Source organism: Actinomyces gerencseriae DSM 6844, assembly GCF_000429265.1.
GTDB lineage: Bacteria > Actinomycetota > Actinomycetes > Actinomycetales > Actinomycetaceae > Actinomyces > Actinomyces gerencseriae.
In genome coordinates this window covers 1-25,753 of the sequence record NZ_AUBN01000003.1, presented here as the reverse complement: position 1 = coordinate 25,753, position 25,753 = coordinate 1, and the positions used below count along the sequence as shown (strand labels likewise).

At 72.7% G+C, this 25,753-nt stretch carries 28 protein-coding genes; 14 read left to right on the top strand and 14 right to left on the bottom strand.

Translation table 11 applies throughout. From position 1 onward, the window contains the following. The first annotated feature begins 139 nt into the window (after positions 1-139). Positions 140-1,909 (top strand): phospho-sugar mutase, encoded by a 1,770-nt coding sequence (locus tag G448_RS0100140; protein WP_026406309.1) that lies wholly within the window; start codon positions 140-142, stop codon positions 1,907-1,909. On the opposite strand, the gene G448_RS0100135 is transcribed toward G448_RS0100140, so the two are convergent. The 6 genes from G448_RS0100135 to G448_RS0100110 form a co-directional block, all read right to left on the bottom strand. Continuing rightward, complete coding sequence (locus G448_RS0100135; RefSeq protein ID WP_026406308.1) at positions 1,872-2,750, bottom strand: metal ABC transporter permease; 879 nt, start codon at positions 2,748-2,750, stop codon at positions 1,872-1,874. The two genes, G448_RS0100140 and G448_RS0100135, sit on opposite strands and share 38 nt — an antisense overlap. Further along, entirely contained in the window at positions 2,747-3,649 is a 903-nt protein-coding gene (locus G448_RS14475; RefSeq protein ID WP_034493904.1) for a metal ABC transporter permease, read from the bottom strand. Before G448_RS14475 ends, G448_RS0100135 begins: the two co-directional genes overlap by 4 nt. Then, positions 3,646-4,488 (bottom strand): metal ABC transporter ATP-binding protein, encoded by an 843-nt coding sequence (locus tag G448_RS14470; RefSeq protein WP_051268455.1) that lies wholly within the window; start codon positions 4,486-4,488, stop codon positions 3,646-3,648. Before G448_RS14470 ends, G448_RS14475 begins: the two co-directional genes overlap by 4 nt. Beyond that, positions 4,485-5,693, bottom strand: a complete 1,209-nt coding sequence (locus G448_RS0100120; RefSeq protein WP_026406307.1) for a metal ABC transporter substrate-binding protein — start codon at positions 5,691-5,693, stop codon at positions 4,485-4,487. The genes G448_RS14470 and G448_RS0100120 overlap by 4 nt, the downstream gene beginning before the upstream one ends. Before the next feature lie 149 nt (positions 5,694-5,842). Next, positions 5,843-7,018: a mannose-1-phosphate guanylyltransferase gene (locus tag G448_RS0100115; protein ID WP_026406306.1), complete on the bottom strand. Its 1,176-nt coding sequence runs from the start codon at positions 7,016-7,018 to the stop codon at positions 5,843-5,845. Further along, positions 7,015-7,629 (bottom strand): 2'-5' RNA ligase family protein, encoded by a 615-nt coding sequence (locus tag G448_RS0100110; protein WP_026406305.1) that lies wholly within the window; start codon positions 7,627-7,629, stop codon positions 7,015-7,017. The genes G448_RS0100115 and G448_RS0100110 overlap by 4 nt, the downstream gene beginning before the upstream one ends. Before the next feature lie 314 nt (positions 7,630-7,943). Here G448_RS0100110 and galK point away from each other — a divergent pair, with 314 nt between their 5' ends. The 6 genes from galK to G448_RS0100080 all read left to right on the top strand — a co-directional run bounded on the left by galK (position 7,944) and on the right by G448_RS0100080 (position 14,038). Continuing rightward, positions 7,944-9,245, top strand: a complete 1,302-nt coding sequence (gene galK / locus G448_RS0100105; RefSeq protein ID WP_026406304.1) for a galactokinase — start codon at positions 7,944-7,946, stop codon at positions 9,243-9,245. A gap of 186 nt (positions 9,246-9,431) precedes the next feature. Continuing rightward, positions 9,432-10,445 carry a permuted SH3 domain-containing protein gene (locus tag G448_RS0100100; protein WP_026406303.1) on the top strand — a complete coding sequence of 338 codons (1,014 nt, stop codon included), beginning with the start codon at positions 9,432-9,434 and terminating at the stop codon, positions 10,443-10,445. A gap of 44 nt (positions 10,446-10,489) precedes the next feature. Then, positions 10,490-11,251 carry an ABC transporter ATP-binding protein gene (locus tag G448_RS0100095; RefSeq protein WP_211227942.1) on the top strand — a complete coding sequence of 254 codons (762 nt, stop codon included), beginning with the start codon at positions 10,490-10,492 and terminating at the stop codon, positions 11,249-11,251. After that, the gene (locus tag G448_RS0100090) at positions 11,248-12,711 is read left to right on the top strand and encodes an ABC transporter permease (protein ID WP_026406301.1); all 1,464 of its coding nucleotides are present in this window, start codon (positions 11,248-11,250) and stop codon (positions 12,709-12,711) included. The genes G448_RS0100095 and G448_RS0100090 overlap by 4 nt, the downstream gene beginning before the upstream one ends. A gap of 104 nt (positions 12,712-12,815) precedes the next feature. Further along, on the top strand, positions 12,816-13,664 hold the full coding sequence (locus G448_RS0100085; protein ID WP_026406300.1) for an exodeoxyribonuclease III: 849 nt from the start codon (positions 12,816-12,818) through the stop codon (positions 13,662-13,664). Positions 13,665-13,675: 11 nt separating this feature from the next. Continuing rightward, a complete protein-coding gene (locus G448_RS0100080) occupies positions 13,676-14,038 on the top strand; it encodes an acylphosphatase (protein WP_084436158.1) in 363 nt (120 codons plus the stop codon). Between the two features lie 15 nt (positions 14,039-14,053). On the opposite strand, the gene G448_RS0100075 is transcribed toward G448_RS0100080, so the two are convergent. The 3 genes from G448_RS0100075 to G448_RS0100065 form a co-directional block, all read right to left on the bottom strand. Continuing rightward, a complete protein-coding gene (locus tag G448_RS0100075) occupies positions 14,054-14,953 on the bottom strand; it encodes a bifunctional methylenetetrahydrofolate dehydrogenase/methenyltetrahydrofolate cyclohydrolase (RefSeq protein ID WP_026406298.1) in 900 nt (299 codons plus the stop codon). Then, positions 14,950-16,260, bottom strand: a complete 1,311-nt coding sequence (glyA, locus tag G448_RS0100070) for a serine hydroxymethyltransferase (RefSeq protein WP_026406297.1) — start codon at positions 16,258-16,260, stop codon at positions 14,950-14,952. Before glyA ends, G448_RS0100075 begins: the two co-directional genes overlap by 4 nt. A 227-nt stretch (positions 16,261-16,487) precedes the next feature. Beyond that, on the bottom strand, positions 16,488-17,651 hold the full coding sequence (locus G448_RS0100065; protein WP_026406296.1) for a CobW C-terminal domain-containing protein: 1,164 nt from the start codon (positions 17,649-17,651) through the stop codon (positions 16,488-16,490). Positions 17,652-17,700: 49 nt separating this feature from the next. Between G448_RS0100065 and rpmB the strand changes: the two genes are divergently transcribed. The 6 genes from rpmB to purU all read left to right on the top strand — a co-directional run bounded on the left by rpmB (position 17,701) and on the right by purU (position 19,963). Then, the gene (gene rpmB, locus G448_RS0100060; protein ID WP_026406295.1) at positions 17,701-17,937 is read left to right on the top strand and encodes a 50S ribosomal protein L28; all 237 of its coding nucleotides are present in this window, start codon (positions 17,701-17,703) and stop codon (positions 17,935-17,937) included. Continuing rightward, on the top strand, positions 17,937-18,116 hold the full coding sequence (gene rpmG / locus G448_RS0100055; RefSeq protein ID WP_026406294.1) for a 50S ribosomal protein L33: 180 nt from the start codon (positions 17,937-17,939) through the stop codon (positions 18,114-18,116). The genes rpmB and rpmG overlap by 1 nt, the downstream gene beginning before the upstream one ends. Beyond that, complete coding sequence (gene rpsN, locus G448_RS0100050) at positions 18,116-18,421, top strand: 30S ribosomal protein S14 (RefSeq protein WP_026406293.1); 306 nt, start codon at positions 18,116-18,118, stop codon at positions 18,419-18,421. The genes rpmG and rpsN overlap by 1 nt, the downstream gene beginning before the upstream one ends. Before the next feature lie 16 nt (positions 18,422-18,437). Then, the gene (locus G448_RS0100045; protein ID WP_026406292.1) at positions 18,438-18,689 is read left to right on the top strand and encodes a type B 50S ribosomal protein L31; all 252 of its coding nucleotides are present in this window, start codon (positions 18,438-18,440) and stop codon (positions 18,687-18,689) included. 77 nt (positions 18,690-18,766) lie between these two features. Next, entirely contained in the window at positions 18,767-18,889 is a 123-nt protein-coding gene (gene ykgO, locus G448_RS0100040; RefSeq protein WP_026406291.1) for a type B 50S ribosomal protein L36, read from the top strand. 150 nt (positions 18,890-19,039) lie between these two features. Then, positions 19,040-19,963 (top strand): formyltetrahydrofolate deformylase, encoded by a 924-nt coding sequence (gene purU, locus G448_RS0100035; protein ID WP_026406290.1) that lies wholly within the window; start codon positions 19,040-19,042, stop codon positions 19,961-19,963. A gap of 26 nt (positions 19,964-19,989) precedes the next feature. Here the strand turns inward: purU and G448_RS0100030 are convergent, their stop codons facing one another. From G448_RS0100030 to G448_RS14465, 3 genes are read right to left on the bottom strand one after another with little or no spacing between them, the layout of a single operon-like run. Next, positions 19,990-21,147: an ABC transporter permease gene (locus G448_RS0100030; RefSeq protein WP_026406289.1), complete on the bottom strand. Its 1,158-nt coding sequence runs from the start codon at positions 21,145-21,147 to the stop codon at positions 19,990-19,992. Beyond that, a complete protein-coding gene (locus G448_RS0100025; RefSeq protein WP_026406288.1) occupies positions 21,147-22,277 on the bottom strand; it encodes an ABC transporter permease in 1,131 nt (376 codons plus the stop codon). The genes G448_RS0100030 and G448_RS0100025 overlap by 1 nt, the downstream gene beginning before the upstream one ends. Beyond that, positions 22,274-23,269, bottom strand: coding sequence for an ABC transporter ATP-binding protein (locus G448_RS14465; protein ID WP_169720811.1), 996 nt, complete (start codon positions 23,267-23,269; stop codon positions 22,274-22,276). The genes G448_RS0100025 and G448_RS14465 overlap by 4 nt, the downstream gene beginning before the upstream one ends. A gap of 39 nt (positions 23,270-23,308) precedes the next feature. Between G448_RS14465 and G448_RS0100015 the strand changes: the two genes are divergently transcribed. Further along, positions 23,309-23,926 carry a TetR/AcrR family transcriptional regulator gene (locus tag G448_RS0100015; protein ID WP_051268451.1) on the top strand — a complete coding sequence of 206 codons (618 nt, stop codon included), beginning with the start codon at positions 23,309-23,311 and terminating at the stop codon, positions 23,924-23,926. A gap of 59 nt (positions 23,927-23,985) precedes the next feature. Here the strand turns inward: G448_RS0100015 and G448_RS19140 are convergent, their stop codons facing one another. Both G448_RS19140 and G448_RS0100005 read right to left on the bottom strand, forming a co-directional pair. Continuing rightward, positions 23,986-24,099, bottom strand: a complete 114-nt coding sequence (locus G448_RS19140; protein ID WP_425393633.1) for an integrase — start codon at positions 24,097-24,099, stop codon at positions 23,986-23,988. A gap of 1,307 nt (positions 24,100-25,406) precedes the next feature. Continuing rightward, positions 25,407-25,753 (bottom strand): ISAs1 family transposase (locus tag G448_RS0100005; protein ID WP_156910873.1); only part of this gene is annotated, 347 nt, incomplete at its 5' end.

The following is a 25,753-nucleotide window of genomic DNA, read 5'->3' as shown; positions in this document are numbered from 1 at the left end:
GGATCCGGGCCCGAGCGACCGGCGCGCCCCGAGCCTCCCCGGCCGGGATCAGCCGCCTCACATCCTTGTGTTGGGCACCACTCGTGAGGGCCGTCATTGTCCCGGTTCGGGGCAGGCGCGTCACGGTAGCGTCGCAACCATGACCCCCCCGGATCGCTCTCTCGACACCGTTGCCGTGACTGCCTGGATCGATGAGGACCCCGATCCCACGACCCGTGAGGAGCTCGCCGCTCTGCTGAGGGCCCACGAGAACGGCGACGCCGGGGCCACCGCCGCCCTGGCCGACGCGTTCTCGACCGTCCTGCGGCTTGGCGCCGCCGGCCTGCGGGGACGCCCGGGGGCGGGGCCCGGCCGGATGAACCGCGTCGTCGTCATCCGCGCCGCCGCGGGTCTGGCCGCCTATCTGCGGGACAGGCTCGGTGCGGGCTTCGCCGTCGTGATCGGCTACGACGCGCATCACGGCTCGGACGCCCTCGCCCGCGACACGGCCTCCGTCATCACCGGTGCGGGGGGCCGCGCTCTCCTGTTCGAGTCCCATTGCCCCACTCCGGTCCTCGCCTTCGCGCTGCGGCGCCTGGGGGCCGACGCCGCGGTCATGGCGACGACCTCCCGCCGACCGCCCCGGGACGGCGGCGGCTGCGAGGACCGCGCCGACGCGAACGGCTGCGACGATCTCAGCAGCTGGGCGGTCTACCTGGGCGGACGGGTCGTGACCGGCCCGGGTCGGGGCGCGCGGATCGTGCCGCCCCACGACGCCGAGATCGCCGAGCGGATCGCCGCGGTCGGCTCTCTGGACGGGGTGCCCATGCCGGACTCCGGCTGGGAGGCCCTCGGCGCCGAGGTGGTCGAGGAGTACACCGACAGCGCGGCGAGGGCGGCGCGCATGCGCGCCGCCGCGCCCCTGAGGGTGGTCCTGGCCGCCATGCGCGGCGAGGGCGGGAGGATCTGCCGCGACGCGCTGAGCCGCGTGGGGCTCGACGTCGTCGTCGTGCCCGAGCAGTTCGACCCCGATCCCGACTCCCCCGCCGTCGTCCTCCCCGCCCCGGAGGAGTCCGGGCGCCTCGACCCGGCCCTCGCGCTGGCCCGCCAGGTCGATGCCGACCTCGTGATCGCCATCGGCCCCGACGCCGGCCGCTGCTGCGCGGCCATCCCCGACAAGCACGTCACAGGAGGCTGGCGTCGGCTCACCGGCGACGAGGTCGGGACGGTCCTGGGCGAGCAGGCGGCCGAGCTCGCCGCCTTCACGGGCACCGGCATCCTGGCCAGCTCGATCGTCTCCTCCCGCATGCTGCGCAGGATCGCGCAGGCCCACGGGCTCGGCCACCGCAACGCGCTGACCGGCTTCAGGTGGATCAGCCGGGTGCCCGGGCTCGTCTTCGGCTACGAGGAGGCGCTGGGCTACTGCGTGGATCCCGCCTCGGTGCGAGACGGGGACGGCATCTCGGCCGCCGTGCGCCTGGCGGTGCTGGCCAGCGTGCTCAAGCAGCAGGGCCGATCGATCGCCGACCTGCTCGAACGGCTGGCGCGCGAGCACGGGCTGCACGCCACCAGACCCCTGCGCGTGCGCGTGGAGGATCCGTCCCTCATCCCCGGCACCATGGACCGCCTGCGCGCCGGCGGCGTGCCCGCCTCACTGGCCGGCTCCCCCGTGGTCGACGTCTTCGACCTGATGGACGGGGCCTCGGACGGCAACGGCGGGAGCCTGCCGCCGGCCGACGGCCTGATCATCAAGACGGCGGCCGACGACCGCGTCGTCGTGCTCCCCTCGGGGGCCGAGCCGGCACTGACGTGCTACTGCGAGGTCGTCGTGCCGGTCGCCGTCGAGGATCCGGTCGAGGTGGCGCGCCGCACCGCCGCCGACCGTCTGGAGCTCATGACGACCGATCTGCACGGAGTACTCGGCATCTGAGGGCGCGCACGGCGGCGGCCAGTACGTAGGCGGCGGCCGCCGTCGCCGCGATGACGCCGCCCACCGACAGGCCCAGGGACACTCCCAGCCACATCCCCGCCACGCAGGTGGCGGCGCCCAGCAGCGCCGACCCTGCCACCAGGGCGCGCATCGAGGAGCACCACGGGGCGATCGCGGCGGCGGGCGCCGCGACCAGGGCGATGGGCAGGATCGTGCCGACGGCCGGCACCAGCGCCGCGATGGTCAGGCAGATCAGGATCAGCAGGACCGCCTCGACCGGTCCACTGCGCAGCCCGGCGGCCCGGTAGCCGACCGGGTCGAAGCCGTGGAAGGCCAGGAGACGGCCGGCGACCGCCAGGACCGCGAGCGCCCCGAGGAGGACCGCGGTCGTCACGGCGACGTCCGCGAGGCCGATGTTGAGGACCGACCCGGTCAGGAACCCGTCGACCTTCAGCGGCAGCGGAGCGAACCACTTGACCAGGAAGTAGCCCAGTGCGAAGCCGAAGGTCAGCACGATCCCCGCGGCCGACTGGGAGGTCAGCCCCGGGATGGTCGACAGCCAGCGCATGAGCGCGATCATGGGCAGGCACATGAGCACGGCGCCGATGAACAGGGCGCCGGTCAGCAGGTCGTAGTCGGCCCGTTGACCGGCCAGGGAGCGGCTCAGCGCCGCGGCCACGACCACTCCCGCGACCGCGCCGGGGAAGGTGGCGTGGGTGAGGGACTCGGTGAAGAAGATCCGCCGGTGAACCAGTGCCAGGGCCCCCACGACGCCGGCCAGCGCCCCCATGAGCACCACCTCGAGAAGCGGCAGGGCAAGGACGTCCCAGCTGACGCTCATGCCGCCCCCGCTCCGGCGCGGCGCACGCTGCGATGGGCCGCGGCCACCAGGAACAGGACGGTCATGGTCAGGGCCACCGCCGCCTGCGGCGAGACCGGGCGGGGCAGCGGCGCGGTCATGATCAGCAGCCCCAGCCAGCCGCCGCCGACGCCCACGCCGAGGGCCACGGCCACCATGGCGGGCACCCGGCCGGCCAGGATGCGGCCGGTGGCGCCGGGTATGACGAGGTACCCGATGACCAGGAGCGTGCCCACCGCCGTGGACGCCGAGACGACGACCGCGGCGACGGCCATGTTGAGCACCAGGTCGAGCACGAGCAGGCGCATGCCGGCGGCCCTCGCCCCGATGGGGTCGAAGGCGTAGGCGACCTGCTCCTTCCAGGTCGCCGCCACCGCGGCCAGGGCGATCAGGCACATGAGGACGGCCTGGGCCAGGCGCAGGTCGGTGACCTCCAGGAGCCTGCCGAACATGAGCGCCTCGAGCTGCCCGGAGAAGTCCCCCTCGGCCAGAGACAGGATGATCCCGATCGAGAAGAAACCGGTGAGGACCACGGCCGTGCCCGCCTCGGAGGCGGAGCGGCGGGTCGCGCGATGGGTCACCCACGTCAGGACGGCGGCGGCGAGCACGGCCACCGCGCCGGCCGCGGGGACGATCCGGTCGATGCCTCCGTAGACGGCGCCCGCCACGATGCCGGGGAAGACGGCGTGGACCATCGCCTCGGCGGTGAACTCGGTGGCGCGCAGGTTGACCAGGGTGCCGACGACGGCGCACACGCCGCCGAGCAGCACGATCATGAGCAGCGGCCGGAAGAGGTAGGGCGCGGAGGCGAGCGGGGCCAGGCCCGGCACGCGGGCGGCCAGGAGCCGCAGGGCCTCGACGAGATCGGCGAAGGCCGTCATGGCCTCTCCTCGTCATTCCCCGGGATGCTCTCCGAGTCGTTCCCCCGGTCGCTGTCCGCCGCGCCGCCGCCCGGCGCGGCGGGGAGGGGACCGAGCCCGATGAGGAGGTCCGAGCCCGGCCCGCCGTAGGCCTGCTCGACCAGGGCGGGCACCAGGACCTCCTCGCGCGGCCCGAAGGCGATCTGCCGCCCGGCCAGCAGGGCGGCCTTCTCGCAGGTCCGCCGGGCCAGAACCAGGTCGTGGGTGGAGACGACCACACCGATGCCGCGCTCCTTGAGCCGCTCGATGATGCCGAGCAGGGCGGTGCGGTTGGGCTGGTCGAGGCCGTTGAAGGGCTCGTCCAGGAGGATGAGACGCGGGTCGGCGGCGATGCAGCGGGCCACGAGCACGCGCTGGCGCTGGCCGCCCGACAGCGTGCCGAAGCGCCGGGAGGCCAGGTCGTCCAGCCCGACGCCCTCCAGGGCCTCCCGGCAGCGCCGGCGCTCCTCGCGTCCGGGGCGGCGCAGGAGACCCAGGCGGGAGTACGTGCCCATGAGGACGACGTCCAGGACGGTGACGGGGAAGCTCGGGTCGAGGTCGGCGACCTGGGGGACGTAGCCGATCGATCCGCGCGGCGCCCGGCCGGGCGCCGCGCCGACCACGCGCAGGGCCCCCGCGGCGAGCCGGACCATGCCGAGCAGGCCGCGCAGGAGCGTCGTCTTGCCCGACCCGTTGGGGCCGATGAGGGCGAGGGCCTCACCGGCCCCGACGGTTCCGGTGACCCCGGTCAGGACGGGGCGGGAGGCGTAGGCGAAGGCCGCCTCCTCCAGAGCGACGACCGGCTCGCCGTCGACGGTCATCGAACCTCCGTCTGCATGGGCGTCCAGTCCTTCAGCGAGTCCGGGATGTCCGCGACCGAGCCGTCCCAGGCCTTGGTGAGGTTGGTGACGTTGTGGAGGATCGAGCCGATGTAGGTCTCGCCGTCCGAGCCGGGGTCGCCCAGCGAGTCCCCGTACAGGGCCTCGTCCCCGATGATGGCCTTGACGCCGGCGACCTCGGCGACCTTCTGGACGGACTTGGGGTTGTTGGAGTTCTCGGCGAAGATCGCCACGGCGCCGGAGGCCTTGACCTCGTCGGCGGTGTCCTGGATCTTCTGGGCGGTGGCGTCCTGCTGGTCGTTGAAGTCGGACAGGGCGGCGCCCTTGAAGGCCACGCCGTACTCGGCGGAGAAGTAGCCGAAGGCGTCGTGGCTGGTGAACAGGACGCGCTTGTCGGCGGGGACGGTCTCCAGGCTGGTGCGGGCCCAGGCGTCGAGGTCGTTCAGGCGGTCGACGTAGGCCTGGACGTGGGAGCCCAGGAGCTCGGCGGACTCGGGCGAGGCCTCCTCCAGGGCGGCGCCGATGTTGGTGACCTGGGCGATGGCGTTCTTCGGCGAGGTCCACACGTGCGGGTCGAAGCGGAACTCGGGCTCGCTCTCGCCGTCCTCGGGCGGGAAGGGCCACCGGGCGACCTCCACCGTGGCGGTGCCGCGGTCGATGGTGTACGGCAGGTCCTTCTCCTCGGCCTTCTGGGCGTCGAGGTCGTCGATGTCCGCGGCGCCGGCCACCCCGGAGGTCACGACCATGGAGCCCTTGAACCCGGTGGAGGTGACGGCGTCGTCGAGGAAGTGCTCCAGGTCCACCCCGGAGACGAAGAAGAGGTCGGCCTCGGACAGGGCCTTGGACTGGGCGGGGGTCATGTCGTGCTCGTGGGCGGAGGCGTTGGGGGCGAGCAGGCAGGTGAGCTTCAGACGGGTCTTGGCGCCGGCGTCGTCGGCGCCGATGTGCTCGGTGGTGCCGTCGGCCGCGGTGCGCTCGAAGGAGAGGCCGTCGTCCTGGCCGCCGGAGGCGAGCTGGGTGATGTAGTCGCAGATCTGGGTGGTGGAGGCCACGGCCTTGATGGTGGAGGCGTCGGTGCCCGACGACGTGGACGCGCTGCAGGCGGTCAGGGGCAGGGCCGCCGCGGCGATGGCGAGGGAGGCGAGCGCGGTCGCCGCGCGGCGCCGACCGGTGATCATGGTTCTCATGAGAGGCGAGATTATTTCGGGCATCCGAAATTCTCAAGTCGAGAACGCTCCGCACGACTCCCGCGGGAGCAGCCGCGCGGGCCGGACCCGGTCGAGCCGGCCGAGCGGGCGGGGCGACGGGCCTCGGCGTTCGCGGAGGCCCGCAGGAGTCACAGGAGCTCGTCGCGCCCCTCGGCCCGCAGCCGATCGACGACGTCCTTGACCGCCTGGGCCCGCTCCGGAGTCGTCACGAGCAGGGCGTCCGGCGTGTCGACGACGACGATGCCCGGCACGCCCAGCAGGGCGATCCTGCGTCCGGTGGTCGAGGCCACGAGCGCACCGGACGAGGACACGGCCTCGACCCCGGCCGCCGGCCCGCCGTCCGAGGAGCCGTCCGCGGGGTCGGCCGGAGCGTTGTCGGAGCCGATGATCCCCTCCAGCACGGCGACGCCGTCGGCCCTCCCGCGGGTGCGCGCGGCCACGAGGGCCGCCAGGGAGTCGAAGCCGCCGACGTCGTCCCAGCCCATGGAGACGGGCACCGTGGCCACGCCCCCGGCCGCGGCCACGGGCTCGGCGATGGCGTGGTCGATGGAGATCCCCTCCAGGCCCGGCCAGAGCGCGGCGAGAACCTCCTCGCGCGCGGGGGCGTCCCAGGCGGCCGCGATCGCCTCGACGTCCGCGGCGAGCCGGGGCCTCCGGGCGGCGAGATGGTCCAGCAGGACGTCCGCGCGGGCCACGAACATGCCGGCGTTCCAGCGGTAGTCGCCCGTGGCCAGGTAGGCGGCCGCGGTGGCGGCGTCGGGCTTCTCGGTGAAGTCGAGCACGCGGCGGCCGTCGGGGGCCCCGGGCACGTCGACGGCCTCGCCGGAGTGGATGTAGCCGAAGGCCGTCGATGGACCGGTCGCCTCGATGCCGATGGTCGCGACCCATCCCTCGCGCGCCAGCGCGGCGGCCTGCCGGACGGCGTCGACGAAGGCCGCCTCGTCGGCGATGGCGTGGTCGGCGGCGAAGGAGCCGACCACGGCGTCGCGGCCGTGGCGTCCGGCGACGACCCCGGCGGCCAGGGCGATGGCCGCCATGGAGTCCCGGGGGGCGGGCTCGGCCAGGATGCTCTCGCGCGGAACGTCGGGCAGCTGATCGGCGACCGCCGCCACGTGGGCGGCGCCGGTGACGACCGTCGTCGTGGCGGCCACGGGCTCCAGCCGCGCCACCGTGCCCTGGATGAGGGTGCGGCCGGCGCCGGTGAGGTCGAGGAGGAACTTGGGGCGGCGCCGCCTGGAGAGCGGCCACAGCCGGGTGCCGGCGCCGCCGGCGGGGATGATCGCGTGGATCGGCTTGTCGGTCACGCCCCCAGGCTAGCGGGTGCGCGGCCCGACCCGGCCGTCCCGCTCCCGGTGCCCGCGCGCTGCGCCCGACCGGCCAGCGCCGGGGCGGCCAGCACCTGCCAGGAGCCGTCGTCGGCCAGACGGTGCAGGCGGATCCGCTCGACCACGAAGCGCGCGTCGATGCCCGCGCCGTCCCGGGCCGCCGCATCGAGGGCGTCGTCATCGACCTCGTGGGCGAGGGTGATGTGCGGGTGGAAGGGGAAGCGCAGGGCCGTGGCCAGGGGCCCGCCCCGCTCCCGCAGCGCCCGCTGGAGGGCGTCGCACTGGGGCCCGCCGTCCATGAGCGCGACGTAGACGACGGGGCTGACCGGGCGGAAAGTGCCGACCCCGCACGCGCGCACCACGAACGGCGCGGTGCCGGCGGCCACCTGCTCGACATGCGCCGCGATGACCGGCACGTCGTCCCGCTCGACGGCGGTGGGCGGCAGCAGGGTGACGTGCGGCGCGATGACGCGGGCCAGCGGGTCGCCGGCGTCAGCGCGGACGATCCGGACCTGAGCCGCCCAGGGCTCCGGCAGGGGGATGGTCAGCCCCACGACGCACTGGAAGGGGGTCGGCACGGGTACGTCCATGTCACCTCCGTCGGGCCGGGGACGTGTCAGGGGGACACTACCGCACGAAGTGCAGTCCTCCGCCGTCCGCTCGCCGTCCGCCCCGCGCCCGGGCCCGGACGGGCTCGCGCGATCCCGCGTGCGCGGGCCCGTCCCGTCCAGGTCGGCGTAGACGCAGGCTACCCGCCGCGCGATCCCGCGTGCGCGGGCCCGTCTCTCCTTCTGGGGCTCCGGGGCCACCACTGGTACGCGCGATCCCGCGTGCGCGGGCCCGTCCTCTGGCAGGATGGCGCTCGAAGCCCGTCATCGCCGACCCGCAGCACCAGGAGCCCGCCATGAACGACACCCCGACCCCCGCCACCGCCAGCGGCGCCCCCGCCTTCTCCCCGGCCATGAGCCCCGAGGAGGGCGTGACCGCGGCCACCACCCTGTTCCGCGAGACCCTCGGCGGCGAGCCCGACGGCGTCTGGTACGCGCCGGGACGCGTCAACATCATCGGCGAGCACACGGACTACAACGGCGGGCTCGCCCTGCCCATCGCCCTGCCGCACCGCGCCCACCTGGCGTTTCGGCGCCGCACGGACCGCACGATCCGGCTCGTGTCCTCCCAGACGCGGGAGAGCATCGACGTCCTGGACCTGGACGCCATCGGGCCCAAGGGGACGCCCGGCGAGGTGCGCAACTGGAACGCCTACATCGCCGGCGTGGCCTGGGCCCTGGAGCACGACGGGGTGGGCCCGTTGTCGGGATTCGACGCCGCCCTGTACTCCTGCGTGCCCCTGGGCGGCGGCCTGTCCTCCTCGGCCGCCCTGGAGAGCGCCACCGCGGTGGCCCTGGACGAGGTCAACGGCCTCGGGCTGGCGGGCACGGCGGATGCGCCCGACGATGCCGGCCGCGCGCGCCTCGTGACGGCCTGCGTACGCGCGGAGAACGAGGTGGCGGGCGCGCCCACGGGCGGGATGGACCAGTCCGCCTCCCTGCGCTGCCGCGCCGGGCACGCCCTGAGACTGGACTGCCGCACAGGCGCGGTCGAGCAGGTCCCCTTCGACCTGGACGCCGCCGGACTGGCGCTGCTGGTCATCGACACCAGGGCCAAGCACTCCCTGGTGGACGGGCAGTACGGCGCGCGCCGAGCCTCCTGCGAGAGGTCCGCCCGGGTGCTCGGCGTCGACCTGCTGGCGGACGTCCCGCCGGGCGAGCTGGACGCGCACCTGACCCGCCTGTCGGGATCGGGCGAGGCGGACGCCGACGAGCTGGTCAAGCGCACCCGCCATGTGGTGACCGAGATCGAGCGCACCCGCCGTCTCGTCGCGCTGCTGCGCGACGACCGCCCGCTGGCCGGCGCGAAGCTGGAGGAGGTCGGCGCCCTCATGGACGCCAGCCACGACTCGCTGCGCGACGACTACGAGTGCACCTGTCCCGAGCTGGACACGGCCGTGGAGGCGGCCCGGGCGGCCGGCGCCCACGGGGCGCGGATGACCGGCGGCGGCTTCGGAGGCTCCGCGATCGCGCTCATCGACGCCACCGCCGCCGGCGCCGTCGCCCGGGCCGTCGTCGACGCCTACGCCGAGACCGGCTTCGCGGCCCCGGCGTTCCTGAACGCGGTCCCCTCCGCGCCGGCCGGCCGCCTGGTCTGAGGCCCCCCGGCCCCACCTGTCTCAATTCCTTCTCATTCCGTGGTCTTAGGGGCGGTTCCTCCTGGAGGAGGAACCGCCCCTAAGACCAAGGACTATAGGCTCCGCACAACCCCCTGCCAGGCGCATCGTCGTCCCGTTGCGCCCCGTTCCAGGCGCCCGCGCACCCGGGCACAACCGGAGACTCGAATGAAGAAATACGCCCTACCGACACTCAAGGTCCTCATCGCCGTCGTCATCGCCCTGGCGCTGACGAAGATCGCCTTCTTCCCCAGCCAGCAGGGGCAGGAACGCGCGGACATCTCCTCCGGGCTGGAGGTCTCCACGAGGACGACCACCGCCACGGTCGGGGACATCACCAGCACGGTGGAGATCAAGGGCCAGATCGTCCAGGACAAGGCCGTCGAGGCGAAGGCCACCCTGACCGGCACCGTCGACTCCCTCGCCGTGGCCAAGGACGCCCTGGTCACCCAGGGGGAGCCCCTCCTGTACATCAAGAAGACCGAGCCGAGCGCCGACGGCGGGGACAAGACCACCTGGGGCACGGTCACCGCCCCGGAGAGCGGCAAGGTGTCCTTCAGCGTCATCGAGAACCAGGACACGAGCGTCGGCATGGTCGTGGCCACGGTGACCCCCCAGACCTACTCGGCCACGGGCACCATCACCGCCTCCCAGCAGTACCGGCTCACCAACGCCCCGGCCACGGCGACCGTCTCGACGAACGACGGCCCCGCGCCCTTCTCCTGCTTGAGCCTCAAGATCGGCACGAAGGAGAACACCTCCACCACCACCGGCCAGGACGGGCAGCCCACGACCAAGGCCGGGGACGGCACCTCGGTGGAGGTGCGCTGCTCCGTGCCGGCGGAGCAGCAGGTCTTCGCCGGTCTCAAGGCCACCATCGGCATCGACGCGGGCTCGGCCTCGGGCGCCGTCCTGGTCCCCGTCACGGCGGTCGAGGGATCCGTGACGGCGGGGAATGTCTGGGTCGTCACCGACCCGGACAACCCGAGGGGGGCCGAGAAGCGCGAGGTCTCCCTGGGTATCAACGACGGCACCAGCATCCAGGTCACCGACGGCCTGACCGGGGGCGAGACGATCCTCCAGTACGTGCCCGGCAAGGACATCGTCCGCACGGGCACGCCCAACACGTGCGAGCCCGACAACTCGGCCTGCTACGACGAGAACGGCCAGGAGATCCTGTGAGCCCGGACCCGCTGATCAGCCTGCGCGGCATCACGCGCACCTTCATGGTCCCCGACAGCCCGCCGCTGAACATCCTCACCGGCGTCGACCTGGACGTCCACCCCGGGGAGCACGTGGCCATCGTCGGGCGCTCCGGCACCGGCAAGTCGACCCTGCTCAACACCCTCGGACTCATCGACACCCCGACCTCCGGCAGCTATCACCTGATGGGCATCGACACGGCGGGGCTGGGCGAGGGCCGCCGCGCCCACCTGCGCGGGCAGACCTTCGGCTTCGTCTTCCAGTCCTTCAACCTCATCAACGGGCTGACGACCACCGAGAACATCGCGGCCCCCCTCCTGTACGACCACGGGACGGCCTTCTGGAGCCGCACCTCCCGGGCCGAGGGGCTTCTGGACGCCGTCGGGCTGGGGAGCAAGAGGGGCTTCTCCATCGGGCGCCTGTCGGGCGGCGAGCAGCAGCGGGTCGCCATCGCCCGGGCCCTGGCACGACGCCCCCACGTCATCCTGGCCGACGAGCCGACCGGCGCCCTCGACGTCGATACCGGCAACGCCGTCATGGAGCTGCTGGAGAGGCAGTGCCGCGACACCGGTGCGGCACTCATCCTCATCACCCACGACCTGGCGGTGGCCGGGCGGGCGCACACCCAGTACCGCCTGGAGCACGGGGTCCTCACCCCGATCTCGGTGACCCGCCGGCGGGTGGGCTCCCTGGAGGAGTTCGGCGAGGTCCAGCTCGGCCGGGCGCCCGGGGCGCACGCCTCCCGCGCACCCGAGCCGGCCGACGCGGGAGGGGGTCCGAAGTGAGCATATTCGCAGGAGCGGGCGGCCTGCTCACCGGATTCGTCGGCGCCGTCATCGAGGCGTGGGCGCAGCTGCGCATCGGCAAGCTCCGGGTGCTGCTCTCCCTCGTCGGCGTGGCGGCGGCCGTGGCCGCGATGTCCTTCGTCATCGCCGTCGGGCAGGTCTCGGTGTCCGCGATCAACTCCGAGATCGAGCAGGGCGTCGGGCGCCCCGGCACCGTCACCATCAACGTCTCCCCCACCGGGAAGGACGTGACGGTCCGCGGTCAGGACGACCCCGGGGACGATGACGCCGGGGCCTCGAGCGCTCCGACGGCGGGCTCGGGCCAGTCCGGCTCGGGTCAGGGCTCCGGGCAGTCGGGCTCCGGGCAGTCGGGCTCCGGGCAGGGCTCCGCCGGCTCGGGACGGGGCGGCGCGGGGTCGTCGGGGGCCACGGCGTCGGCCGCCACCTCGGACAGGGTGAACCGCGCCATGGCGTCCTTCGTCTCCCGCTACGAGGCGAGCTCCTGGGCGACCACCTACACCACGAAGGTGCGCTTCGCCTTCCCGGACGGCCCCCGCCAGATCTCCACCCAGGCGGTGAGCGAGGGGTACGGGACCCTGCACCACACGTCCGTGTCCCAGGGCCGGTGGTTCAGGTCCGACGACGCCGACGACCTCTCCCCGACACTGGTCGTCTCCCAGGGATTCCTCGAGGACCTCGGCATCTCCGAGCTCACGGAGCCGGTCACCGTCACCTCCTACACCCCCGTGCGCACCACCTTCACCATCGTGGGCGTGCTCGAGCCCGAGAATCTGAGCTACTGCACCACCACCGACGCCGAGGGCAACAACATCCCCTGCCCGCAGCCGCTGTCGGCCTTCGTCCTGGCGGACTCCTACGAGCAGCAGCTGCCCGAGGAGAGCGAGCGCCCCATACCGACGCTCGAGATCTGGGCCGGCAAAGCCGAGGCCCAGCAGGTCAAGGACCTGGCCAAGGCGAGCCTGGACGCCCAGTTCGGGCAGGGATCCACGCAGACGACCGACAACGTCAGCGGAAGCTCGAACGTCAGCGCGGACGCCTTCACCACCGTGGTCACCGGCTCCGGCGTCTTCGTCATGATCCTGGGCGCCCTGAGCCTGGTCAACATCTCGCTGGTGACGGTGCGCCAGCGCATCCACGAGATCGGGGTGAGACGCTCCTTCGGGGCGACGAGCCGGCGAATATTCTTCTCCATCATGCTGGAGTCGGTCGTGGCGACCGTGGTGGCCGGCGTCGTCGGCGTCGGCATCGCCATCGTGGCGCTCCGCTGGGTGCCGTTGAGCGTCGTGTTCGATGGGCTGCCGATGCCCTCGAACCCGCCCTTCCCCATGCTGGCCGCCGTGATCGGCCTGCTGGCGGCGACCGCCGTGGGCGCGTTGTCGGGCATCATCCCGGCGATCGTGGCCGTGCGCATCCGCCCCATCGACGCCATCCGCTACTGAGCCCGTCGGCGCCCGTCGGAGCTCGCCGGAGCTCCTCATCGTCAGCGCCCCCGACAGCGAGTGTCCAGCCGCGGTGTCATCGCGGCAGGCCGTACTCTGAGATCATGCGTATCGCCACCGTCAACGTCAACGGCATTCGGGCAGCGGCCCGCAAGGGCATCTCGGGGTGGCTGGAGGCCAGCGCGCCCGACGTCCTCGTGCTCCAGGAGGTCCGCGCGGACGAGACGACCGCCTCCTCCCTCCTGCCCGGGTACCGCTCGGAGATCTGGCCGTGCCGCATCAAGGGCCGCGCGGGGGTCGCCGTCGCCGTCCGCGAGGACATCCCGGTCACCGCGGGGGAGGTGCGCCGGGGCGTGGCGCCCCCGGACACCGCCGAGCCCGATGTCGATTCGGGCCGGTGGCTCGAAGTGGACCTCGGCGTGGAGGGCACGCCGGGCTCGGACGGAGCCGGCCGCCACACGCTCACCATCGTCTCGGCCTACCTGCACTCGGGCCGGGTCGGCACCGAGAAGATGGATCAGAAGTACGCCCACCTGGAGCTCGTGGATGCGCGCATGGCGGAGCTGCTGGACTCCAGCGAGTCGGGCGGCCCCCAGGTCGTCATGGCCGGCGACCTCAACGTGGTCCGCTCCGAGAGGGACATCAAGAACTGGAAGCCGAACCACAACAAGTCCGCGGGCGTCCTGGACGAGGAGATCGCCCACCTGGAGGGCTGGTTCGCCGCCGGCTGGGTGGACGTGGCGCGCTCCCTGGCGCCCGACCGGCAGGGCCCCTACACGTGGTGGTCCCAGCGCGGCAAGGCCTTCGACAACGACGTGGGCTGGCGCATCGACTACCAGGTGGCCACACCGCGCCTGGCCAGACGCGCCGCCTCCCTGACCGTGGACCGCGCCGACTCCTACGACGCCAGGTGGTCCGACCACGCCCCGCTGGTCATCGACTACGTCTTCTGAGGGACGGAACCATGAGTCTCTTCTCCCGCCTGCGCGGCTCCGGCTCATCGCGCCCTCCCGGCGGCCCGGGCGCACCGGCGGACGCGAGCACCGCCCGCGTGCGCACCATCCGCGCGCGCGTGTCGGGGCAGGTCCAGGGCGTCGGCTTCCGCTGGTACTGCACCGAGGAGGCGCAGGAGCTGGGGCTGGTCGGCCGGGTGAGCAACCTTTCCGACGGCGACGTCGAGGTCGTGGCCCAGGGACCGGCCGACGCGGTCTCGCGGCTGGTCTCCTGGCTCCACCACGGCCCCCGGTGGGCGCGGGTCGACGACGTCCGGCTCACCGAGATGCCACCGGGCAGCCTGTCCCGCAGGGATTTCCGACCGGGCAACTGATCCCGGGCCGTGCGCTCAACCGGCGCGCCGCTCGGCGGCCTCGACGACGTTGGCCAGCAGCAGGGCCCGCGTCATGGGCCCCACTCCCCCGGGGTTCGGGGAGAGCCAGGCCGCGACCTCATCGACGCCGTCGGCGACGTCCCCGGCGATCCTCCCCCTGCCGGTGGCGGGGTCGGTGACCCGGGCGACCCCGACGTCCAGGACGACCGCACCGGGAGCCACCATGTCCGCGGCGATGATGCCGGGGCTGCCGGCCGCCGAGACGACGACGCCGGCGCGGCGCACGTGCGCGGCCAGGTCGCGAGTGCCCGTGTGGCAGACATCGACGGTGGCGTTGATGTCCTTGCGGCCCAGCAGCAGGCCGATGCTGCGCCCCACGGTGACGCCGCGACCGATGACGCACACGTCGGCCCCCGCCAGGTCGATGCCGTGGCGGGCGATCAGCTCGATGCAGGCCCGGGGCGTGCACGGCAGCGGGGAGGCGATGGGCCCCGAGGTCCGCAGCACCAGGCGGCCCAGGTTGGTGGGGTGCAGGCCGTCGGCGTCCTTGCCCGGGTCGATGCGCTCCAGGACGGCGTTGGTGTCCACGCCGGCCGGCAGCGGGAGCTGGACGATGTAGCCGGTGCAGGCGGGATCCGCGTTGAGGCGGTCGACGGCGGCCTCGACCTCGGCCCGCGTCGCGGTGGCGGGCAGGTCGATGCGGAGCGAGTCGATGCCGACCTCGGCGCAGTCGGCGTGCTTGCCGGCGACGTACGTGAGGCTTCCGGGGTCCTCGCCCACGAGCACCGTGCCGAGCCCCGGCACGACGCCGCGCTCGCGCAGCGCCGCGACGCGCTCGGCGAGCTCGGCCTTGAGGGCGGCGGCCGTGGCCCTGCCGTCCAGGATCCGGGCGGGCCCGCCCCAGGGGGCCCTCACTGGGCCAGCCCCGGGTAGAGGGGGAAGGCGTCGGTCAGGGCGCGCACGCGGTCGCGCAGGGCGGCCAGGGTCTCGTCGTCGGCGGTGCCGGCGGCGCCGTGGACGAGGGCGGTGGCGATGATGTCGGCGACCTCGGTGAACTCGGCGGCGCCGAAGCCGCGGGCGGCCAGGGCGGGGGTGCCGATGCGCAGGCCCGAGGTGACCCGCGGCGGACGCGGGTCGAAGGGGACGGCGTTGCGGTTGACGGTGATGCCTGCCTCGTGGAGGAGGTCCTCGGCCTGCTGGCCGTCCAGGGGGGCCTCGCGCAGGTCCACCAGGACGAGGTGGACGTCGGTGCCGCCGGTCACCAGCCGGATCCCGGCCGCGCGCGCGTCGTCGGCCAGGAGGCGCTCGGCCAGGATGGCGGCGCCCTCGAGGGTGCGCACCTGGCGGTCCTTGAACTCCTCGGTACCGGCGACCCTCATGGCCACGGCCTTGGCGGCGATGACGTGCATGAGGGGGCCTCCCTGCTGGCCCGGGAAGACGGCGGAGTCGAGCCTCCTGCCCCACTGCTCGGCGCGGTTGGTCAGGAGCATGCCGGAGCGGGGGCCGCCGAGGGTCTTGTGGACGGTGGTGGACACGACGTCGGAGGCGGGCAGGGGGCTGGGGTGGAGGCCGGCGGCGACGAGCCCGGCGAAGTGGGCCATGTCGGTCCACAGGGAGGCGCCGACCTCGTCGGCGATGGCGCGGAAGGCCTCGAAGTCGAGGTGGCGGGGGTAGGCGGACCAGCCTGCGATGATGACCCTGGGGCGCTCGCGCAGGGCGGCCTCGCGCACCTGGTCCATCTCGACGCGCATGGTGGTCTCGTCCACGCCGTAGGCGGTGGCGTGGTAGTTCTTGCCGGAGAAGTTGATCCTCATCCCATGGGTGAGGTGACCGCCGTGGGCGAGCGACAGGCCGAGGATGGTGTCGCCGGCGTCGGCCAGGGCGTGGAGGACGGCGGCGTTGGCCTGGGCGCCGGAGTGGGGCTGGACGTTGGCCCACTCGGCGTCGAAGACGGCCTTGGCGCGCTCGATGGCGAGGGTCTCGGCGACGTCGACGACCTCGCAGCCGCCGTAGTAGCGGCGGCCCGGGTAGCCCTCGGCGTACTTGTTGGTCAGCACCGACCCCTGGGCCTGGAGCACGGCGCGGGGCACGAAGTTCTCCGAGGCGATCATCTCCAGGGTGCCGCGCTGACGGGCGAGCTCGTCGTCCAGGACGGACGCGATCTCCGGGTCGAGCTCGGCCAGGGGCAGGTTGTTGAGCGTGGTGCCGGCTGGTCCAGTCATGGTTCTCCTCGTGTCGGCACGGCGGCGCCGTGCGGGGGCGGTGACTCCGGCCCAGGCGGGCGACCAGGTTCCCGTGACGGCCGCTCCGGCGCGGTCCGGTGCGGCGCCGTCGCTCCCCGGTGGTGACCACCTCTGCGCCAGTCGCGACGACGATGTCCATGCTACCGCCGTCGGGAGGCTCGGGCGCGGAACCGCCCGCGGCGCGGACGCCCCGGGGTGCGGGCGGGTCACCCCCGGCCGAGCCAGTCCTCCAGGCCGTCGGGCGCGCCGGCCCAGGCGAGGGCCTCGGCGAGCTCGTCGGCGCGCAGGAGGATGCTGCCGAAGGCGGCGCGCACGCGCTCGCAGGCGTCGTCATCGGCGACGCCGGTGACCACGAGGTGGCACCGGGGCCCGTCCGGGCCGTCCGGATCGTCCGGGCTCTCCGTCCAGGGGCCGGCGTCCCCCACGCTGACCGCGCCCCCGGCGACCTCCCAGGTGCACACGCGCCCGGGGCGGCTCGGCAGCCAGAAGCAGCCGCGCGCCAGCATGCCGCGCCCCGCCAGGTCCTCGACCAGCTCGCGCAGGCGCCCGGGGTGGAAGGGCATCTCGCTGAACAGATCCAGGGTGCGCACCCCGTGCTCGGCCGGACCGCCCCAGGCCCGGGTCGTGGCGGGGTGGACGCGGGCCACCGCGCGGGCGGCGTCGTGGCGCAGGGCGAGCAGCTCGGGCAGGAGCGGCGCGTCCAGGCCGGGCAGCAGGAGGGTGTCGTGAGGGCGCAGGTGCTCCACCAGGTCGCGGCCGACCGGGTCCCGGCCGAGGGCGACGACCGCGTCGGCGTAGCCGAGGGCCACCATGTGCAGCTCGCCCGCGCACTGGTCCTCGACGACGGCGACCGACTCGGGCGCAGGGCGGTGGGTGAGCAGGTCGCGGGCCGCGGCGTCGACGTCGATGACGTGGGCCAGGCCGGCGAGCGTCACGCCGGGCAGCCGGGCGAGGTCGTCGGCCAGGCGCGGGGCGAGGTGGATGAGCTCGACGCCGGGCGGCAGCAGGACGACGGTGGCGCCGTCGGGGTCCAGGCGCGCGCGGTCCTCGACGACGGCCAGCAGCACCTCCCGCAGGGAGCAGGTCCAGCAGTCCGTCGTGCGGGCGATGTCGAGGACGGGCGCGGTGCCCGCGTCGAGGGGGACCTGCGCGGCGGTCAGTCGGATGAAGCCGTCGGCGAGGCCGGGGTCGCCGGGCGCGTCGGCAGCGGTGACGGAGCCGGGGGCGGCGCTGAGATCGGTGCCGGGACCGGCATCGGGGCCGGCGTGGAGCGAGGCCGTCAGGACGAGGGCGTCCTCGCCGTGGAGAGCGAGGCCGACCAGGTCCACCAGCAGCGGATCGACGACGCTGATGAGTGCGAGGCAGTGCACGGCACCTCCCAATTGACTGTACTGAGAATCATTTGCATATAGTGGCCCCATGAGCCGCTATTGCCAAGTCACGGGAGCCCGGCCGGTCACCGGTCACTCGATCTCCCACTCCCACCGCCGCTCCAAGCGCCGGTGGCTGCCCAACCTGCAGAGGAAGCGCTACTGGGTGCCCTCCCTGGGCCGCACCGTGCGCCTGACCGTGAGCGCCAAGGGCATCAAGATCATCGACAAGAAGGGCATCGACGTCGTCGTGGCGCAGATGCGCGCCAGAGGGGAGAGGATCTGATGCCCGCCAGGACCGGGAGATCCAAGGACCTGAGGCCCGTCATCACGCTGGTCTCCACCGCCGGCACCGGCTGCACCTACGTCACCCGCAAGAACCGGCGCAACACGCCGGACCGCCTCGTCCTGCGCAAGTTCGACCCGGTCGTGCGCCGGCACGTCGAGTTCAAGGAGTCCCGCTGATGGCCAAGAAGTCCAAGATCGCGGCCGACAGGCGCCGTCGCCGGACCGTGGCGCGATACGCCGAGCGCCGCGCCGAGCTGAAACGGGCCGCGGTCGACCCGGCGCTGACCGTCGCCGAGCGGGATGCCGCCATGGCGGCCCTGCACGCCCTGCCCCGGAACGCCTCCCCCACTCGCGTGCGCAACCGCGACGGCGTCGACGGGCGCCCGCGCGGCTTCCTGCGCAAGGCCGGGATCTCGCGCGTCCGCTTCCGCGAGATGGCCCTGCGCGGCGAGCTGCCCGGCATCTCGAAGTCGTCCTGGTGAGGAGTGCGTCATCCTCATGCGCCCCGGAATCCACCCCGACTACCACCCGATCGTCTTCCGCGACAAGAGCGCGGACTTCGCCTTCCTGACCCGCTCCACCATGACGTCCTCTCAGACCATCGAGTGGGAGGACGGCAATACCTACCCCGTCGTGGACGTCGATGTCTCCAGCGCCTCGCACCCCTTCTGGACCGGCAGGGGCCGGATCCTGGACACGGCCGGCCGGGTGGAGAAGTTCGAGCGCCGCTACGGGAGGCGCCGGCGCTGAGACGCCGACCGCATCCAGGGAGCACCCCAGGAATCACCCGCATCCGAACGAAGATAAGGAAGATAGAGGACCAGCCCATGAAGGTTCGCGCCTCCATCAGGTCGCTCGCCAAGCAGCCCGGCAGCAAGGTGGTGCGCCGCCGCGGCCACACCTACGTCATCAACAGGAAGAACCCCCGCTTCAAGGCCCGTCAGGGCTGAGAGGGCCCGCACGCGGAGGTCGCCCGCCCCGGTGGCGCCAACCACCGGGGCGGTTCCTGGGCCCCTCCCGCTCGCGGAGGTCGCCACCGCGTGAGGCGGCCCCATCGGGATGCCGCGCGGCCGTCGCGCTCCTCCGACTACCCTGCGGACATGACCTCCGAGACCGCCGACACCGCCGGAGCCCCCGGGACCGTCGAAGCCCCTGCGACCGTCGCCCCCTCACCCCCGGCGCCGCAGCACCTCGTCCTCACGCTGTCCTGTCCGGACCGGCCGGGCATCGTCCACGCCGTCTCCGGGGCACTGGCGCGACGCGGGGGCAATATCACCGAGTCCCAGCAGTTCGGCGACCCCGAGTCCGGCCTGTTCTTCATGCGCGTCTCCGTCGTCACCCGGGTGCCGCGCCCCGAGCTGGAGGCGGATCTGGCCGAGATGGCCGAGCAGTACGAGATGCACTGGGCGCTGCACGAGGTCGACCGCCCGCTGCGCACGCTCCTCATGGTGTCCAAGGAGGCCCACTGCCTGTCCGACCTGCTGTTCCGCGCCACCAGCCAGGGCCTGCCCATCGACGTCGTCGGCGTCGTCGGCAATCACGAGGACCTGCGCAGCGTGACCGAGTTCTACGGAGCCTCCTTCCACCACATCCCGGTCACCAGGGACACCAAGGCGACGGCCGAGTCCGAGCTGCTCGCCCTGGTCGACTCCCTGGGCGTGGAGCTCGTCGTGCTGGCGCGCTACATGCAGATCCTCTCCCCCGCCCTGTGCGAACGGCTTCACGGGAGCGTGATCAACATCCACCACTCCTTCCTGCCCAGCTTCAAGGGCGCCAAGCCGTATCACCAGGCCCACGACCGCGGCGTCAAGCTCATCGGGGCGACGGCCCACTACGTCACGGCCGACCTCGACGAGGGCCCGATCATCGAGCAGGACGTCACCCGGGCGTCGCACGCCGACTCGGCCCTCGCCCTCCAGCGCAAGGGCCGGGACGTCGAGCGCCGGGTCCTCGCCCAGGCCGTCACGTGGCACGCCGAGCACCGCGTCCTGCTCAACGGCCGCCGCACCGTCGTCTTCGCCTGAGGACGGCCCCTCCCGCCGTCGGCCCTCTACAGCCTCCTGCCCAGCGCCCAGGCGCCCAGCCCCACTCCGCAGGCGGCGGCGACAAGGCATCCGGCCAGCACGGGCACGACCGAGGGCGGCTCCACCATCCATGCCTGCGCTTGCATGGTCTCAAAGATGTAGGACGGCGGCCAGAACCGGTCGAAGACCTGAACGTTCCGCGGCAGAGTGGCGACAGAGGAGAACCCGCCCGAAGCGAAGAAGGAACCGGCAAAAGTGATCATGAGCAGCGGCTGGACGGTGCGGTAGTCGCGCAGCCACGCCCCGATGGCCACCCCCACCCCGGAGCAGGCCACGCTCGTCAGGGCGGCGACCGCCAGCAAGACGGGCAGCCGCCCCACCGGCAGGCGCACCCCGAAGAGGAGGAGCGCCACGGCGAGCGTGACCAGGGTGTTGATGCAGCCGGCGAGGACCGAGGCGGTCAGGGTACCGGCAGTGAGATCGGCCAGGGGCCGCGGCGCGAGCCGAACCTCCTTGACGGTCCGGTGCTCCCACTCGCGAGCGACCATGATCGCGGCGTTGAGCGCGGAGCCGACCATGACCGCCAGGACGACGGCGCTGTGGGCGATGAAGACCCGCCGCCGCACGTCGTCGGTGCGTGTGGTCGTCTGGGTCACGGTGACCGGCGCCGCGTCGGGGACGTGCCCCGCGGCGTAGTCCTGGACGGCCCGGGTCAGGCGCAGGCGGGCGTTCTTCATCATGTCAGTGTTGATGTTGTAGGCCCTCGTCCTGAGTACGGGGGTCCGCCCGGCGTCCACCTGGGCGTCGAAGTCCTCGGGGATGGTGACCACCAGGTGCAGGCGGCCCTCGGCGACCAGGCGGTCGGCCTCGTCGGGGTCGGTGGTCACGACATGGAAGTACGGGGAGATGTTGCTGCGCAGGTCGCGGATCTCCTGCTCGAGGGCGGCCGCGTGCGGGCCGGTGCCCCGATTGACCAGGCCGATGTTCCAATCGTCCCCGCCGAACCCGAACAGGACGCCGCACAGGAACATGAGCACCAGGGGGATGAGCACAGGCCCGGCCAGGGCCTGCCGGTCTCGGGCCCACTGGTGCAGGTCCTTGCGGGCGACCGCCCCGACACGGTCGAGGTGCCGGCCCATCGTCGTCCGCGGCCCCTGCGCCGTCTGCGCTGTCATCACCGTCATCACTGTCCTCCGGTCAGGCGGCTGTAGGCTCGACGCAGCAGCCATCCGGCGAGGGCGAGGATCACCGCGGTGGAGGCCAGCACGACGACCAGGTTCCCGGCCAGGTCCGATGTGTCGCCGGTCAAGAAAATGCTGCGCGCGCTCATGAAGGCGTACGTGGTGGGCAGCGCCCGCGAGAGGCGCCACAGCGTCGTGATCGGCTCACCCCAGGCCAAGCCGCGCATGGACTCCTCGTTGCCGGAGACGAGGAAGAACATGACGGCCAGGGCGATCAGACCCGATGCCGTCGCGAGCGTCTTCTTCGACGCGACGCCGACGACGGTGCCGATCCCCGAGCCCATGAGGAGCGCCGCCGCCACGATGCCGGTCATGGCCAGCAGGTTCCCGGTGGGGTGAAAGCCGAAGCCGACGACGAGCACGAGCAGGACGAGTGCCACAGAGGCCAGGGACTGCCCCAGGCCGGCGAGCACCTTGCCGGCCACGAGCGCGCCGCGTCCCAGCGGGGCCAGCAGCAGGTTCTTGACCGTCCTGTCATTCCACTCGCAGGCCACCTGGAGGCCAGCGCCCACCATGGCGGCGTACAGACAGCCGAACAGGAGCAGGCTAGTGGAGATGTAGCCGAGCATGGTGGGGTCCGTCGGCAGCCAGCCAGTCTCCTCCACGCTCGCCACGGGCTGGGCCAGGCCGTCATCGAGCTGGCGGACCGCATCGTCCAGCCGCAGGCGCAGGTTCTTGGAGTAGTCGGAGTTGATGTTGTTCAGCCGCAGCTCCACCTGCGCGCTCCCGGCCTCGGCGGCGTCGGAGAAGCCCTCCGGGATGACGATGACCGCCAGGGCGTCGCCGTCGTCGAACGCCTCCAGCGCAGCGGTCGCATCGGTGGTGCGCACGTCGTAGTAGGGCCCCTCCTCGGAGTGGATGGTCCGCATGGTCTCGATCAGGCGCGAGGAGACCGGGCCGCCGTCGAGGTCGGCGACCATGATCGGGTTGTTGTTGGACACGGGGATGATCAGTGAGTAGAAGAAGATGAAGACCAGGGGGATGACGACGCTGATGACCATGAGGAACGGCTGGCGGGCGAACCTCGTCCAGTCCTTGACCGCGATCGCGACGGCCGCGCTCGCGCCCTTCATGCTCGGCCCCCGTCGCGCAGCGCCGTCCCGGTCAGGGCCAGGAAGACGTCATTGAGGTCGGGGCGCCGCACGCCGACGAGTGCGGCGTCGGGGTCGCGCTCGACGAACCAGTCGAGCACGGCGCGGGTGGTCGCCGGTGCGGCGTCGGCGGCCACGGAGGCGACGCCGTCGTGCCAGGTGACGCCGGTGACGCCGGGCAGGCCGGCGAGTCGGCCGGCCGCGTCCGGGCGGGAGGCGCGCACGTCGATGAAGGTCCGGCCCAACCGCCCGCGCAGCTCGTCGGGGGTACCGGTGGCCACGAGCACGCCGTGGTCGAGGATGGCGAGGTTGTCGGCGAGCGCCTGGGCCTCCTCCATGTAGTTGGTCGTCAACAGCACCGTGCCGCCCCCGGAGGCGATGCGCCGCACCCGGTCCCACAGGGCGGCCCGGGACTGGACGTCAACGCCGAGGGTGGGCTCGTCCAGGACGACGACGCTCGGCTCGGTCAGGAGGGCGCGCGCAAGGGCCAGGCGGCGCTGCATGCCGCCGGAGTAGGTGCCGACCCGGTCGCGGCGGCGCTCGGCCAGTCCGACGAGCTCGAGAGCCTCGTCGATGCGGCCGCGCCGCTCGTCGCGGGGGACGCCGTACAGGCGGGCATGGAAGGAGAGGTTCTCATCGGCGGACAGGTCGTTGTACAGGGCGGTCTCCTGGGGGACGACGCCCAGGTGGGTGCGTACTGCGGTGACGTCGGTGCGCACGTCGATGCCCTCGCACAGGACAGTCCCGCGGGTGGGGCGCAGGAGCCCGCACAGGAGGTTGACGGAGGTCGTCTTGCCCGAGCCGTTGGGGCCGAGCAGGCCGAAGACCTGGCCGTGGGCGACGTCGAGGGTCAGGGAGTCGAGCGCCGTCAGGGGCTCGCGACGGCGTCGTCGGAACTCCATGCGCAGGTCGCGGAAGCTGACGGCGGGGGCGTCGGAGCAGGCGGGCGGTCCGGGGTCGTGGTGAGTGCTCATGGTTGCCATGGGACGCGTCGGAGCATCATGATTTCAACCGTGGTGAATAAACGACGGGGGCGCCCCTCCGGATCCTCGAACGCCAAGGGGCGGATCCTCACGGCGGCGCGCGCCGGGTTCGAGGCGAATGGCTACATCGGAACCTCCTTGCGGTCGATCGCCCGCGAGGCGGATGTCGACCACACCCTGGTCACCTACTACTTCGGCTCGAAAGAGGGACTGTTCCGGGCCGTGGCCGCGCTCGCACTCAGCCCGGCGCAGGGCTTCGACGTCGTGGCCGCGAAGGTCGCCCCCGAGCACCTGCCCGAGGCACTGCTGCGGGCGGCCCTCACCCTGTGGGACCGTCCGGAGTACCGCACCGGCCTGACGCGCCTGTTCGCCGACGCACTCGCCTCGCAGTCCGCCTCACGGGTCCTGCGGGAATATCTGCAGTCCGAGATGATCGGGCGCCTGACCGACCACATCGAGGGGCCGGACGCGCAGCAGCGGGCGGCCGCGGCGGCGACGATCATGAGCGGGCTCTTCCTGACCCGGCACCTGCTGCGGCTCGAACCGGTGGCCTCGCTGACCCCGAACGAGATCGTCGCGCAGCTCGCCCCGGCGCTGCGCGCGGCCCTGGGTCCCCGATCGCCGCGACGGGCGGGGAATGTTCCGTAATGCTGTGAGTTGATCCGGTGGACTGCTATGTGTTTTTCGGACATTACTTGTTTTGTGCTTCAGGCCGCCTTGGTCAGGCCCAGGAACTCGCGTTCCACCTCGTCAGGGTTGCGGTACACCAGGGCTGAGTGAAGGCGGACATGGTTGTATCTCAGCTCGATCCATGAGGCCATATCGTTGATCGCCCTGCTCTGCGCGGGGTACACCATTCGGTGGACCCTCTCACTGAGGTTTTCTCGCCAGGGGTTTTTGTGGAGGGTGAGGGTGGCCGGGGCTGTGGCGGTGATGGTGGTGATGGCTGTGGGGGTGGGAGTGGCGTGTCGTAGGGCCTTGAAGTGCTTGAGTAGGGTGTTGGCTGTCTCGGCCGGGGCTCGTATGCGGGCGATCGGCTTGCCCGTGCCGTCTGGTGTCGGGGTCCGGGGCGGGGTTCTTGGCCGGGGCCTTGATGCCGATGCCGGCCCCGGTGCGGCTCTTGTCCGCCGGGGGGTGGGCAGTCCCGGTGAGGCCGCCCGGTGCAGTGCCGGCGGGGCGTGGGCCCGGGCGGCGGTGATGAAGATGGGTCGAGCCGGGCTCCATGGGCGCGGTCCGCACCGGGAAGCCAGTGCGATCGGTCAGGACCTGCATGTTGCCGCCGAAGGCCTTGTGCTTACCCGAGTGTCACAGGTGGTTGCCGGCCTGGGTGCGGGCTGCGACCCGGTCGGTGCGCACCAGGGTGGCGTCCAGGCGCGCAAAAGGCTCACCTCTGCGCCGGAGCCTGTTCGGGACGTCGGTGATGTCGGGGGATCGTTGGGCGATGACCTCCAGGGCCTCGCGGGCGGTAGCGGTGGGCGGTGGCCCGCGGGACCCCGGCGTCGCGGGTCAGGGCCCGCGCATCGGTGCCGTCCTTGGGCCGCCGCAGCACCGGGGCTGTCTGGACCCGGGTGGTGACGGTCCGTTGATGGGGTCGGGCGTCGTGGGTGCGGTGGTGGGTGGTCGGCCAGCCGTTGACGGTACGCGCGGTGGCGATGGGTACGTCGGGAGCGGCACGATAGGACACCCGCGCGGAGCCTTTCTTGCGAGCAGGTTTTCTTGGTCGAAAACAACTCTGACGCACGGCTCCGCGTGCACCCCGCTCCGACACACCCCGGCCCCCCTTCTCAGCCATCCCAGCGCTCAGACCACCAGCACCACCACCCCAGCGAGAAAACCTCACTATTCCAAGCGAAGCGACACCCCCACCCCGCCTTCAACACCCCAACAATGAAAACTCGAGGCCAGTGATCGTACCCCGTTGGGCCGATGCCCCGATCTCTCTCAGGCCCGTCACGCCGACCGGTTACAGTTTCCGGCTGCGACACGGATTCCTGACCGTCCTGATTCGTGGGCGCGGGCACGAAGAGCGGGAAAAGAGGTTCGTCGGCCTGTTCCATCTCACGCACTCCGATGGGTTCGCCACCCTCGTCGTCGAGTACACGGGCCACAGGGGGTCGGCAAAGTCGGGTCAGGTGCTTGGCTGGGTGATGAGCTTGATGGCTCGTTTTGGGCGTCGTGACAGGGATCTGGTGGTCGAGGCGATACCGGCGCCGGGGCCGTGGACCAGGCGGATGAGGCCGATGGCCAGGTTGCGCAGGGCGGCCATGATCTCGGGGCCGTTACGGGTGCGCAGCTGGTGGCGGTCCTCATCGAAGACCACGTCCCTGACCCAGTGGAGCCGGTTCTCGATTCCCCAGTGCCCTTGGACCCAGGCCGCAACCTGCTCGGGCTGAGCCTGCTCCATAGGCAGCGAGCAGACCAGGTAGACCACCTCAACGGTTGTCCTCTTGGCCTTACCGTTCTTGCCCGGACTCT